The 12,561-nt window shown below is 50.9% G+C and carries 13 protein-coding genes; all 13 read right to left on the reverse strand.

Annotated features, from left to right (window positions below):
- Positions 1 to 81: 81 nt before the first annotated feature.
- A complete protein-coding gene (locus ACLIN2_RS23465; RefSeq protein WP_411502300.1) occupies positions 82 to 624 on the reverse strand; it encodes a cupin domain-containing protein in 543 nt (180 codons plus the stop codon).
- 114 nt (positions 625 to 738) lie between these two features.
- Positions 739 to 1,488 carry an ABC transporter permease gene (locus ACLIN2_RS23470; RefSeq protein ID WP_092275819.1) on the reverse strand — a complete coding sequence of 250 codons (750 nt, stop codon included), beginning with the start codon at positions 1,486 to 1,488 and terminating at the stop codon, positions 739 to 741.
- Positions 1,489 to 1,494: 6 nt separating this feature from the next.
- The gene (locus tag ACLIN2_RS23475; protein WP_092275822.1) at positions 1,495 to 2,256 is read right to left on the reverse strand and encodes an ABC transporter permease; all 762 of its coding nucleotides are present in this window, start codon (positions 2,254 to 2,256) and stop codon (positions 1,495 to 1,497) included.
- Entirely contained in the window at positions 2,256 to 3,050 is a 795-nt protein-coding gene (locus ACLIN2_RS23480) for an ABC transporter ATP-binding protein (protein ID WP_092275825.1), read from the reverse strand. The genes ACLIN2_RS23475 and ACLIN2_RS23480 overlap by 1 nt, the downstream gene beginning before the upstream one ends.
- A 110-nt stretch (positions 3,051 to 3,160) precedes the next feature.
- Complete coding sequence (locus tag ACLIN2_RS23485) at positions 3,161 to 4,195, reverse strand: ABC transporter substrate-binding protein (protein WP_411502301.1); 1,035 nt, start codon at positions 4,193 to 4,195, stop codon at positions 3,161 to 3,163.
- A gap of 210 nt (positions 4,196 to 4,405) precedes the next feature.
- Complete coding sequence (locus ACLIN2_RS23490; protein ID WP_327933327.1) at positions 4,406 to 5,224, reverse strand: dienelactone hydrolase family protein; 819 nt, start codon at positions 5,222 to 5,224, stop codon at positions 4,406 to 4,408.
- 1 nt (position 5,225) lies between these two features.
- Positions 5,226 to 6,023 carry an IclR family transcriptional regulator gene (locus ACLIN2_RS23495; protein WP_092275966.1) on the reverse strand — a complete coding sequence of 266 codons (798 nt, stop codon included), beginning with the start codon at positions 6,021 to 6,023 and terminating at the stop codon, positions 5,226 to 5,228.
- Positions 6,024 to 6,081: 58 nt separating this feature from the next.
- Complete coding sequence (locus ACLIN2_RS23500) at positions 6,082 to 7,041, reverse strand: VOC family protein (RefSeq protein ID WP_400587836.1); 960 nt, start codon at positions 7,039 to 7,041, stop codon at positions 6,082 to 6,084.
- A gap of 13 nt (positions 7,042 to 7,054) precedes the next feature.
- Positions 7,055 to 7,840 (reverse strand): SDR family NAD(P)-dependent oxidoreductase, encoded by a 786-nt coding sequence (locus ACLIN2_RS23505; protein WP_310232176.1) that lies wholly within the window; start codon positions 7,838 to 7,840, stop codon positions 7,055 to 7,057.
- 21 nt (positions 7,841 to 7,861) lie between these two features.
- Positions 7,862 to 8,371 (reverse strand): aromatic-ring-hydroxylating dioxygenase subunit beta, encoded by a 510-nt coding sequence (locus ACLIN2_RS23510; RefSeq protein WP_092275840.1) that lies wholly within the window; start codon positions 8,369 to 8,371, stop codon positions 7,862 to 7,864.
- Between the two features lie 21 nt (positions 8,372 to 8,392).
- Complete coding sequence (locus ACLIN2_RS23515) at positions 8,393 to 9,697, reverse strand: aromatic ring-hydroxylating dioxygenase subunit alpha (RefSeq protein ID WP_092275843.1); 1,305 nt, start codon at positions 9,695 to 9,697, stop codon at positions 8,393 to 8,395.
- A 39-nt stretch (positions 9,698 to 9,736) separates the two neighbouring features.
- Positions 9,737 to 11,014, reverse strand: a complete 1,278-nt coding sequence (locus tag ACLIN2_RS23520) for an MFS transporter (RefSeq protein WP_400587830.1) — start codon at positions 11,012 to 11,014, stop codon at positions 9,737 to 9,739.
- Positions 11,015 to 11,105: 91 nt separating this feature from the next.
- Complete coding sequence (locus tag ACLIN2_RS23525; protein ID WP_310232167.1) at positions 11,106 to 12,551, reverse strand: aldehyde dehydrogenase family protein; 1,446 nt, start codon at positions 12,549 to 12,551, stop codon at positions 11,106 to 11,108.
- Between the last annotated feature and the right edge of the window lie 10 nt (positions 12,552 to 12,561).

The raw sequence follows: 12,561 nt of genomic DNA on the forward strand, positions 1-12,561 counted from the left end.
AGACCCGGCTGTGCTGTAAATGCCGGTCCTTTCGCTGTATAGGAGGGAGCCTGTGGTGGCAGGCCCCCATACAGTTCGCTCTTATTTTTGCTCTTCAGCTGCAGCTGCTGCTGCTGCTTTTGCTTTTGCGCGCTCTACGCGGATGGCTTCCAGGTCGCTGCCTTCTGGATAAGTAGGGATTTGTGGTTTTGGAGCGCCCAGCATAACAGCCATGATCGCTTCTTCGTCACCTACGTTGCGAACACCGCGGTAGTAGCCTGGAGGAGACCAGATGCAATCGCGCTCGCCAAGTGGAATTTCATGAACAGTGTCGCCCAATTGAACCAATGCTACGATTTTCCCTTTGATCACGAAGAATACTTCTTCTACATCGCTGTGCAGGTGCAGAGGACCTTCAGCGCCTACTGGCAGATACATGTTGCTCAGTGTGAAGTTGCCTGCTTGGATTACGTTGCTGTCAGTTGTAGCTACGCCGCCAGTACCTACATAACGACATTGTGCACGACGGTATGCTGGGCTTACTTGCTCTTGGAAAGAGAGTGCATTGTAGTCAAGCTTTCTAGTTTCCAGACGCGCTACGAACTTTTGTTCAAATTCTTCAATAGTGATGTTTTGTTTACTCATGGGTAATGCCTCCCTGTTTTGTTTTATATAAAAAACAATGTTTTGTATTTAAAATGATTATACGGCCGATTTTATCAAAAGTCAATATTCGAAAGTGTGAGATAATTGCAGTTTCTACTGCCAAAAAACGTATTTTTTCTGAATGACCTGCAGCAGCAGGTTGAGCAAATACCCGACCAGCGTAATCAGCAGCACACAGGCCAGCACCTTTTCCTGCATCAGAGAGGCCGACATGTAGCTGAGCAGATATCCCATTCCAACGGTCGAGCCGATCATCTCTGTCAGAACGGCGATAATAAATGCGAGTGGAAGAGCGATTTTGAGTCCCGTAAAAATAGTCGGCATCGTCGCAGGCAACAGGATGCGCCAGAAAATCTGGCTGCTGCTCGCTCCCATGTTTTGCCCTGCCCACAGATAGATCTTGCCGACGCGGGTCGCTCCATAGTAGGTATTGAGCACGATCGGAAACAGACACTCAATGAAGATCAGGGAAACCTTCGACGCCGAGCCAAGGCCGAGAATAAACACGAGGATCGGGTACAGAGCCACACGCGGGATCGGATATCCGAGGGAAAACATCGGCTGCATCACATCATTGAGCTTGGCCGAACGGCTCATCAAAAGCCCGAGCGGTACACCGACTACCGCTGCCAGCGCAAATCCGGCGAATACCCGGAACAGTGTCGTCGGCAGGTTTTCCATCAGCATGCCGGACGAAATCAGATCGATTGCCACTACCACGACCTTGCCGAGAGAGGGAAACAGGCGCTCCGGCATGACTTGCATAAAGGCAATGATTTCCCATGCCACGACGATCCAGATCAGTGATTGGTATTGAACGATGATATTCCAGCCTTTTTTCATATCTCTCTACCCCCTGTTCTCCGACCACCAGAGCAAACGTGCGCGGACAGCCAATAAAATGCGGTCAAACAAAAAGCCCAGCAAAGCAATGACGAAGATGGATACAAACATCAAATCAGTTCGACCCGCCATATCAGCAGTTAAAATCATAAAGCCCAGTCCCAAACCGTTGGAGGATCCAATCATTTCGGAGGAAAACAGCATGACGAAGGTTAAACCGAGGGAAACGCGCAGCCCGTCAAATATCTTGGGCAGCGCAGCAGGCAGAATGATCTTCCACAAGATTTGTATGCGGCTTGCTCCCATGTTTTGCGCAGCCCAGACGTAAACTTGCTTCACTCCGTGTACGCCGTCCTGAGTCGCGATAAAACAAGGGAAAAAGGCTGTCAAAAAGATGAGCAGAACCCGCGTGGTATCGGAAATACCGAACCAAACCATCAGGATGGGCAGTAACGCGATCTTCGGTACCGGGTTCAAGACATCCACGATCGGTGTGAAGAATACTCCGATCGGCTTAAAGTAACCAGCAGCGATCCCGAGCACAATCCCCACGACGGCCACCAGCAAAAATCCGAGCAGCGAGCGATAGAGACTGGCTGCCGCATTGGAGAACAGATCCCCGCTCATGACCATGGCAAGCAGTTCTTTGCCAATCACGGCAGGACTGGACAAATACTCGGGAATCCATTGCAGCATGGCAAGCAGCTGCCACAAGACCAGGAGAACAACGACTTCGATCAAGGCTATTTTATGAAGGCGTTTATCCATTAAAATTCATCCTCTCCACTCTTGCTGTGTTCTTGATGGAGCAAGTCCCAAATGTGGTTGCGAATATCCATGAACTCCTGCGTTTTGTGAACATCGAGCTGACGAGGTCGCGCAAAGTCAATTTCGATGATTTCTTTAATGACGGCAGGACGACCACTGAAAACGACTACGATGTCACTCAAAAAGACAGCTTCATCGATATCATGCGTGACGAACATCACGCTTTTGTTCGATTCCTGCCAAATGCGCTGCAGCTCTACCTGCATCTTTTCACGTGTCTGGGCGTCGAGTGCCCCAAACGGCTCATCCATCAGCAGAACGTCTGGATTGAAAGCAAGAACACGCGCGAGGGAGATCCGCTGCTTCATCCCGCCGGACAGCTCGGAAGGCAGATTGTTGCGGAAGTCCCACAGGTGGACCAGCTTGAGGTAATGCTCCACGATTTCATCCCGCTTGGCCTTTTCCACTCCCTGAACCTCGAGTCCCCATGCCACGTTGTCGTAGACATTTTTCCAAGGGAACAAAGCTGATTCCTGAAACATCATTCCCCGGTCCGGACCCGGCTTGTCTACTTCCTTGCCGCGAATGCGGACAGTCCCCGTAGACTTCGGAATGAACCCGCCCACGATGTGCAAAAAGGTACTTTTTCCGCATCCGCTGGGTCCTACGATACTGACAAATTTGCCTTCTGGAATTTGCAGGCTGATCTCCTGAATCGCCGTGACCTCTTCTTTGCCTCGTGTGTATACCTTGCGCAGCTTCTCGATATCAATAGCGGGTGTCTGTGTTGACATGACAACTTCTCCTTCGCTGTGTTTTTTTGTCGTACAACCATATAGAAGCGGCCCCTATATCGGGACATAGGGACCGCCACTTCACGAAATAGGCTTTGGGTGGTGCTTGCCTATTGTGGCAAATAGGACATGTCGATGATCGTATTCAGATCAACTGGCTTGTCCAGCCATTTTTCCTGCAACAAAATGTCTTGTACCGCTTTCCAGCCTTCCGGATCCACTTTTCCGTCTGTAGAACGGTTGTTGTCTGTCAGATTGATATAAATCTCTGGATCCGCTTTGACTTTTTGTTTTTCGATCAACAATTTACGAGCTTCTGTTCCATTTTCGTTGTAGTACTTCAGTGCAGCCACGTAATCACTGAGGAAGTCTTTCACGGCTTGCCCGTTGTTTTTCAAAAACTCTGGGTTCACAAACATCGACAAAAAGTCCTCATCTGCTTGCACGCCAGTCTTTGCATTGAACACTTCTTTAAATTCTCCCGCTTTCAGAGCGGTTGCTCCAAATGGCTGCGGGAACATCCCGATGTCGATCTTCTTGGACTTCACCGCTTCTGCCATCGAAGGAATCGGAATAATCGCATATTTCACGTCCTTATCCGGGTCCATCCCTGCGGAGCGAATCGCGGCGCGTGCCCACATGTCTGTTGGGGATTTAAAGTCAGGAATTCCGATTACCTTTCCTTTTACATCCGCCATGCTGTTGATTCCTGAATCCTTCAAAGCCATGAACGGGGTATTAAAGCCCTTGCCAGGAGTCTCTTTAATTACAGAGGCAATTACCTTGAGCGGAATGCCTTGGGAAGCTGCGACTAGCGTAGCGCCTTGACCGATCGATGCGATGTCGATCTGATTGGCCTGGTAAGCGTTCAGTCGGTCGGCATTGGCACGGAACTGGGTGATGTTCAGGGTGTAGCTCTTCCCTTGGTGTGGTGTTAATTCCGGATTGACCTGCATCAGCCACAACGGCTCCTCAGATGAAAAACCGCCGCCTAATCTGATTTCTACCGGCTGATTTCCTCCCGCTGCGGCTTGTCCGCCAGATGCTGCTCCTGAAGATGGTTGGGCAGATTGCCCTGACCCACAGGCTGTCAATCCAACCGCTAGGCCCAAAATCATTGCCAGTTTTCCCATGTTTTTTCTCATACGCAACCCCCTGGAAATTAATTACTAGTGTTTTACATGAAAAACGTGGTTTTGCTATTTAAATATAATGTCCAGGTTATATAATTGTCAATATTGAAAACCGTTTAAAAAGTCACAAAATTATTTACTAATAAACGAAAAGTTATTGAAAGTAAAAAACCCCCCATCTCCTGAGCCATATTCGCTCGAAGAGATAGGGGTTGCGTTTTTTTATACCAATACTTGCTTGAAAAAAGCCAATGTCTTTTCCCATGCGTCACGGGAAGCTTCCACATGGTAAGCTCCGCGCGTATCGTTGAAGAAAGCGTGATGCGCTCCCTCATATACTTCATAGGTGAAAGACTTGTCCGCCTCTTTCATCGCGCTGACGAACTCAGGCAAGTGGGCATTGATCTTCGCATCCAGCTCGCCAAAGAATCCGAGAACCGGGCACTCAATCGTCGCTACCTGTTCTTTGTTCAGCAGATGTCCGTAGTAGACCACAGAGCCTGCCAGATTCGGCACAGAGGATGCCAGCTGCAGTGAGAGAGCTCCACCCATGCAATAGCCCGTAGAGGCGATTTTTTGCCCTTTGGAAAGCGCGTAGCCCTCGAGGAAGCTCACCGCTGCCTTCAGCTTCTCCAGCAGCTGCGGGAATAGCTTCAGATGGGCAAACACATCCGCGTATGTAGCGCGCAGCTCTTCGCGTGCTTTTGGCGGCTGCTGCTCCAGTGCCGCTTCCCTCGCCTGCGCGTCGTGCCAAGCCGGCGGCGGCAGCGTTTCGAGAAAAGCCTTCACTTGCTCGATGCGCTCCTCCGTCAAGGTCTCCGGGCGTTTTCCCTCTACCGCAAACAGGTCAGGCGCTACGGCCAAATACCCTGCCTTTGCAAAGCGATCCGTCAAGTCCCGGATATGGGCATCTGTCCCCCAGATCTCCTGAATGACGATGACCACAGGCAGAGGCGTTTTCGCGCGCGCCAGCCGGGACGTGTACAGGCGGTGCTTCACGCCGTCTTGCTCAAAATGAATCCATTCTGTTTGTAAGGACAACTCATACCCTCCTTTGTGGCTGCCGATAGCCGTAAAAAGCAGAGAGCTTTTCAGCGGATTCGCAAATCGCCGGCAGTACGTATTGTTCCACACGCTCCATCGGTAATAACGATTCATGGGCAGCTACACTCACGGCGGCGACTGCACGGCCTGACTCATCAAAAATCGGGGCAGATACCGAACGGATTCCAACCTCAAACTCACCGCTGCTGACCGAATAGCCTTGCCTGCGAACGACGTCCAGCTCTTTGAGGATCGATGTCATCATGGTCTTCGTATCTTTCGTATACGACTGGAGGTCAGACAGTAGAAGAAGCTCTTCCCACTGCTCTCGCGGCTGAAAGGCCAAAAGAATTTTGCCGACCGCCGTCGCATGAGCTGGCAGACGTGAGCCGACCGACACACTGACGGTGGAAGGACCTCTCGCCTGCTGAACCGCTACAAACACGACAGCCGTATCATCCAGAATGCCGATGTGAGACGAGCCACCCGTCTCGTCGCGCAGCTTCTCCAGAAACGGCCTCGCCACTTCAGTAATCTGCAGCGTGTTCAGGTAAGCAAATCCGAGCTCCAGCACTTTTGGGGTCAATTCGTAACGTTTTGTATCTTCATTTTGCTTTAAATAGCCGAGAGACTGGAGTGTAAACAATAACCGAAACGGTGCCGTCCGGCTAATCCCCAATTGGCCTGCAATCTCCACAAGAGAAAGCGTTGGTTGCTCTGCTCTGAATAGCCGTAATATTTCCAATCCCCTAACAAGGGAGCTGGAACTGTACCGATCTTTTTCTTCTTTTGCCAACGTCTTGTCTCTCCTTTCTGGAACCTGCGGCATCCGTCCCACCTACCATTTACTCCACTTACGCTTCGAACTTTTCCAACAGCTCGATAATGACATGGTAGTCAGAAGTCGTATCCATGTAAGCATAGCGACCTGTACCGTTAAAGAAGTTCCCCTTTTGAATCACAGGATATCCTTTTTCCTCCAGGATGGCAATTTTCTCATCCATGTTTTTCACGTGGAAGGAAATATGATGGACACCCTCGCCTTTTGTCTCGAGGTGTTCCTTCCAGGTGCTTGGGGAATCGCCTGGCTCGATCAGCTCAATCTCGATCATCGGGGTCTTGATGAACAGGAAGCGAGCTTTCGCCTCAGTAGGCTCGCCACGGTAAACGACTTGTGTGATTTTGCTGTCGCCTTCTTTCAGCACGGTCGGCTTTTCTATGCCCAAAAGCGCGCAGTACGCTTCAGCTGCTTCATCCAGATCTTTTACGACAACCGCGATCTGCGTCAACGTGTCGGTGCCCAGAAGAGGCTGTGGATCGTCTGCTGTTCTTGGTTTTACAGGAGGAATCGGCTGTGGCTCATCGCGCTCCAACAGCTCTACCATCGTTTTGCAGGCAGGAACAGTATTTACGTAGGCATAACGTCCTTTGCTCGCAGTGAATTCGCCGGTTTGAATGACGCCATAGCCGTTTTCGCCGAGAAGTGCCAGCTGCTTTTTCATATCGTCCGTATTTACAGCTACATGGTGGATACCTTCCTTTTGGTTCAGGAAGTCACGCATGGTGCTTGGCTCCTGATCTGGCTCGATCAGCTCGATCTGTACGGATGGTGTGTTGATGAAGATCAGCTTATTGCGTGCAGGAGTTGGTACTCCGTTGTAAACGATTTGAGAAATTTCCTGTGTACCTGTCAAAAACCAGTTCGGCTTCTCAATTCCGAGCAGAGTGGCAAAAGCCCCAGCCGCTTTTTCAATGTCCTTTACGACAAAGCAAATCTGGTTTATCTCGCTTGTTCCGAGCAGTGCTTGTGTCATGTCTTTTTTCCCCCTATCCAAGTCCGCGTACGACTAGTCCTCCGTCGCTGGCCAATACTTCACCGGTAATCGCACGTGCTTTATCTGATGCCAAGAGGACGTACGCCCCGACGTGATCCTCTGGTTCCATTGCGATTTGCAATGGGTTGCGGCGCTTGATGCTCTTCGCCTTTGTTTCGTTGTCAACCACATTGACAAAAGGACGCAGAGGTGGAATCACGGATAAGGCTGTCAATGTACCGCCTGGAGCCACAGCATTTACCCGAATATCGGGTGCCAATTCGAAAGCGAGCTGCCGCAAGAGACCGATCTGCGCATGCTTGCTCGCGGTGTACCACACGCCCCCGCCATCCGGGTAAAAGCCTGCACCGGACACGGTGAAAATCATGTTCCCCCGCGTCCGTTTCAGTTCATCCACTGCCGCTTTGGCAGCGAAAAAGCTCCCTTTTACATTGATGTTAAACAACATGTCGTAGGCATCCGACATCGCCTGTGGGGTAACATCGACGAATTTCGCAAATGCGTCAAACACGCCGGCATTGGAGACGAGAATGTCCAGCTTCCCAAATGCCTCGACTGCACATTGCACCGCTCGCTGATGGTCCTCGTACACAGTCACATCACCCGTGATGGTACGGACGCTGTCGCCGAGGTGCTGTTCCAGCTCGCTGAGGCCGTCCGCCGAGCGATCCAGTACCGTTACAACAGCTCCTTCTTTGATGAAGGCCTCCACTACCGCCTTGCCGATTCCGGAGGCTCCCCCTGTGATATACACTGATTTTCCCGCAAGCTCTGCCATGCCCGTCATGCCTCCCTCTCTCTATACGAAAATTGCCAGGTTACGTGTATTGATGGTGGTTTGGTCGATAACGAAGAAGCGCTTTTTCAGCTTCCACTCGCCGTCTACATACACGAATTCATCGGTACGCTCACCCGATACGATGTCGTGGTGAATGTCGGTCGAACGGCTGCGATACAGAAGCAGGTAGCTTTTCACCACTGCTTTTTCGCCCGGAGCATACTCCTCTACCCGCACGTTGTTCACCGAGCGGCGTGTCCGGGACGGAGGAATCTCCGCCCAAGCGTAGTCGGACTTCAAACGCTCAACACGAAGGGACAGCAGGTGATGATCGTCATGGAAGGCGAACATGTCTGTCGCGTAGTCAGGACGCTCGATCCCTTCTTTGTTTACGCGGACTGGCATTGAGTACATAATTTCGGGATGCATCAAAGCAAACCAGCCGTCAAAATCGATATCATCCAACAATTTTGCTTCACGGTACAACCATTGCTGGAATTCGTAAGTAGCCAGCATCATTTCCATGCTCATCGACTCTTCCTCCTTAGGCAATTACGAGTTCATCAGGTTCAGCCAGTAGCGGTAGTAGTTCCGGGAGTTGGCTTCCGAGAATTTATCTCCATAGGCAACACCTGGTCCAGGGAAATCGGTCACAGGCTCACGGTGCATACCCATTGTGTAGTTGTAAGTCAGTTGCTTGGCAAAAGGCATCGTTCCCGAAGCCGCTTGCGTGATATCGGTAAATACTTCGGTGTCGTCCTGCTCAAAAATACCGGACGGGCTAAACGTCAGGATATACGCTTCACGGGAACGATATTTCCAGTCTTCGGATGCATTTTTCTCCACCAGGAACCAGGTCATGACTTCCATCTTGTCTGGTCCAACTGGCTTCCACAGGCGCATCGTGGTGTTGGAAACAAGCTGTCCTTTTACTTTCGTATGGGATACCAGAATGGACAGGTTCGGGAACAGGGTACCGATCAAGTTTTTCATATTGGAAATCAGATCGAACTGCTCAGGTGTCAGGTTTGCCTTGTACTCGTCTTTCAGCTCTTCCGGGAACGGGAAGTCAGGGTTTGGCATCCCGATCAGACATCCATGTCCGTTATCCGTATGAACCTGATAGCCTTTTTTGGAGTAGGTTGCGCTTGGCACCATGCCAAGCTGTGCGATCGATCCGTGGGTCACCATCGTATGATAGGAGTCACTCACGAAGTTATCCGAACCGATTTTCCAGTTGGAATGGACGATGAATTTTTGTGGCGGTCCCACAACTTCCATCTCCGTACGGCCGAGCCCAATATCCAAATACCATTTGAAATCGCTGAGGAAATCATCCAATGGCTGCGGATTGTCGTTCCATGTACCAAAAATCAGACCGCGATACGTATCGATCGTTACTTTGTTCAGGCCCATTTTGGAGGTATCGAGTCTACCGCCGTAAATGTCATTTTGCAGTGGAACCCCGATCAGGTCGCCGTTATTTTTAAAGTTGAAGCCATGGTACGGACAAGTGAAATTCGCTTTGTTTCCATGATCCGCACGGCAAAGCTTCATCCCGCGGTGGGTACACATGTTGTAGAAAGCACGGATTTCACCGTCTTGTCCATGAGAAACAATGACGGAGTAACCAGCCAGGTCGCGGAGCATGTAGTCATTTTTGTTTGGAATTTCGGAAACGTGGCCGAGCAATACCCACGTTTTCATGAAGATTTTTTCATGCTCCAGCTTGTAGATCGTAGGGTCCGACAAGATATAGGCGGGAATGGCACCCTCTTCCGGGTTCATTGTCTCGTTCAGGTATTGAAGGGCTTCATCCCTTGTCATTTCATCCAAGCGCACTTCTGGTTTGCCCATGCGTTTTCACTCCAATCTCAGAATTACAGTTATAAAAACTTATGATACAGCTCGAGCACGTTCTGCCTGCTTGATTTGCACGGCCTCCGCTGCTTCCCGTTTCAAGGTAAAGAGGTAAGCGACGAAGCCGATCAGGGAGATGGCGATCAGCATCAAGATCGATGGTCCGAAATCTCCGCCGGAAAGGTCGCGCATCCAGCCCATGATGTAGCTCGCAAAACCGCCCAGAATATTCGTGAAGCCCATCAAGCCAGCTGCGCGTCCGGCCGTTTCAGGGGTAGAGAATTTGACAATGAACAGGTTACTCAGATGGAATACGCCGCCTTGTGTTCCCATGGCGAGTCCGATGGAGATCCCCGCAATGATCGGGTTGGTCGCACTCACGGCAATGCCGAGGAAGAGCGCACAGAGTCCGAATAAAATCGCTGCGAGTAGGCCAGGACGCTTCGTCTTATCAGCCAAGTAGCCGCACACCAGTACGAAGACGAGGGCAAACAGCCAGGAGAGAGAAGTAATCCCTGCCATTGCTTCGCGAGCAAAGCCTTTGCCTTGTGTCAGGTAAGTCGGCAGCCAAATGCTCAATCCGAAGAACAGGAAGGACGCCACCAGCATCCCGATCCAAACGATCCAATAACGGAAATCCTGCGCAAAGTTTTGCTTTTCTTCCACGTTTCCATCGTTGCTGCGGATAAAGGCCAGCTCTTCTTTGCTCAGCTTCGGATGATCTTCCGGCTTATCGCGCGTCATGAAGTAGAACATCGGAATGTTCAAGATCAGGTTACAAGCAGCCAGAATGAAAAAGGAAGAATGCCAGGTCAAGTTGGCAATCAAGACGGACAATACAAGTGCTCCAAGCGCTGGTCCCAGATAGTTACCGGAAATCCACGAAGCTTGTGCGCGACCCAGCTCATTTCGATTAAACCAGTTGGCAATAAATTTACCAGACACCGGGATCATAATCCCTTCCCCGATCCCCAGGATAATACGAGAAAGCACAAACATTTCATACGAAGTGGAGAGACCAGCCATCACCATGGTGACGGTCCATACGGCTATCCCCAGCATGGCTGTCTTCCGTGCTCCCAGCTTGTCGATCACGACGCCCCAGAACAAGTTAGACAAGGCGTAAGCTACCGTAAAAATAAAGGTCAAGAACCCGATTTTCGCATTTTTATCCGGACCGATCAGTCCCATGTCCTGCAGAAAGCCCGGATCTGTCTGAATGACAGAAATCCCTAGCTTGTCGATCTGGCCAAAGAACCAAAAGAAGAAGATTGGCAATGAAATGTAAACCCATCGCATGTTTTTGCTAAGCATGTGAGCAACAACCCCCTGATGACTGGACACGCAATATTCAGTCTTAGTTGAATGGCAACTTTGGCAAAAGCTTCTGGTCTGTTAGTCGTTGTTAGTTGGCAAATCCGTAGGTATCCGCAAAGAGGTCGATACCGCACATTTGTGTTTCACGGCTAAGTCCGCTCTCTTTCAAGCCTGGGAAATCGTAGTGCAGATCTTGGAAAATCGTATGGTTATTGAAGAAAACCGCCCCTGCATCCAGACGATCAGCAAATGTCTCGGCAACGCTCTGATCTGCCGTCCATACCGAAGCACGCAGGCCGAACTCTGTGTCGTTCGCCATCGCGATCGCCTCGTCCAAATCGGAATACTTCAGTACGGGAATGACTGGACCGAACTGCTCGGCACGTACCAGCTCGCTCGATTGATCAAGACCAGTTGCGATCGAAGGGAGCAGGAAGTAGCCTTGACCCCAGGATTCTTCATCCAGCTTGATACCGAGTGTATCTACCTGAGCACCCGCTTGCTTTGTGCGCTCGATCAAGCCTGTCACGTAGTCGTATTGCGCTTTGTTGTTGATTGGGCCCATCATAGCGTCTGGCTGCATTCCGTTCCCTACGATCATGCGGCCAAACTCGCGAGTCAGCTTGCTCATGAACTCTTCGTAGCGCGACTCATGCACGTATACACGCTTGATCGCGGAGCAAACCTGACCGGCTGCTCGGAGAATCCCCATGCGAATGCGTGTCATCGCGGTTTCGTCGAGAACGGCATCTGGCAGGATGAGCGCCGGATCGTTTCCGCCCAGCTCCATGTACAGCTTTTTCACAGTACCGGCAGACATGCTCATGATACGCTTTCCTGTTTCGGTACTTCCTGTAAAGGCAATGGTACGAACGCGCGGGTCAGCGCAGATCTGCTCTCCGACCAAAGCGCCGGAACCGGTAACGATATTGATGACACCCGGAGGCAAGTGCTCTGCTACGACTTTAAGCGTTGCCAAAACAGTCAACGGGCAGTCTGTAGCTGGTTTTACTACGACCGTATTTCCTGCAAGAATCGCAGGGATCACGCGTTTGAACGTAAGAATCATCGGAGAATTCCAAGGAGAAATAACGGCTGTAACCCCTCTTGGTCTTCTGCGCAGCTGAACCATTTGTCCACCCGGGATGGATTGCGGCTCCCACCATTTGACCAGGGCATCTGCCCCCTGGCTCATGATTTCCACACAGCGCATGATGTCCTTTTTCGCTTCTACCTGCGGTTTCCCGTTTTCACGAACGAACAGGGGAACTGTTTGCTCAATGATCGGCGCCAAGTGCTTGGAAGCTTCTTTTACCAGCTCCGCCCGTTTTGCCGCAGGCGTAGATGCCCAAGCCGGAAACGCCTGCTCAGCAGCATCGATCGCTTGCTGAACATCTTCCTTGGAGCAAAGAGCGACTTGCCCTACTACCTCTGTGAGAGAGGCGGGGTTGGTCACATCTGTGACCTTTGCCCCTTTTACCCACTCACCATTGATCAGAAATTGGCCGGAAATGCTAGGATATGCGTTTGACATGGATGATCAG

Source organism: Brevibacillus centrosporus (genome assembly GCF_046622605.1).
GTDB classification, from domain to species: domain Bacteria; phylum Bacillota; class Bacilli; order Brevibacillales; family Brevibacillaceae; genus Brevibacillus; species Brevibacillus centrosporus.

Bases quoted from the DNA above. Each gene is read 5' to 3' on its own strand.
- ACLIN2_RS23515 (WP_092275843.1), bottom strand. From the start codon at position 9,697: ATGGGCAAACCAGAAGTGCGCTTGGATGAAATGACAAGGGATGAAGCC.
- ACLIN2_RS23510 (WP_092275840.1), bottom strand. From the start codon at position 8,371: ATGAGCATGGAAATGATGCTGGCTACTTACGAATTCCAGCAATGGTTG.
- ACLIN2_RS23520 (WP_400587830.1), bottom strand. From the start codon at position 11,014: ATGCTTAGCAAAAACATGCGATGGGTTTACATTTCATTGCCAATCTTC.
- ACLIN2_RS23505 (WP_310232176.1), bottom strand. From the start codon at position 7,840: ATGGCAGAGCTTGCGGGAAAATCAGTGTATATCACAGGGGGAGCCTCC.
- ACLIN2_RS23480 (WP_092275825.1), bottom strand. From the start codon at position 3,050: ATGTCAACACAGACACCCGCTATTGATATCGAGAAGCTGCGCAAGGTA.
- ACLIN2_RS23500 (WP_400587836.1), bottom strand. From the start codon at position 7,041: ATGACACAAGCACTGCTCGGAACAAGCGAGATAAACCAGATTTGCTTT.
- ACLIN2_RS23470 (WP_092275819.1), bottom strand. From the start codon at position 1,488: ATGAAAAAAGGCTGGAATATCATCGTTCAATACCAATCACTGATCTGG.
- ACLIN2_RS23525 (WP_310232167.1), bottom strand. From the start codon at position 12,551: ATGTCAAACGCATATCCTAGCATTTCCGGCCAATTTCTGATCAATGGT.
- ACLIN2_RS23465 (WP_411502300.1), bottom strand. From the start codon at position 624: ATGAGTAAACAAAACATCACTATTGAAGAATTTGAACAAAAGTTCGTA.
- ACLIN2_RS23475 (WP_092275822.1), bottom strand. From the start codon at position 2,256: ATGGATAAACGCCTTCATAAAATAGCCTTGATCGAAGTCGTTGTTCTC.
- ACLIN2_RS23485 (WP_411502301.1), bottom strand. From the start codon at position 4,195: ATGAGAAAAAACATGGGAAAACTGGCAATGATTTTGGGCCTAGCGGTT.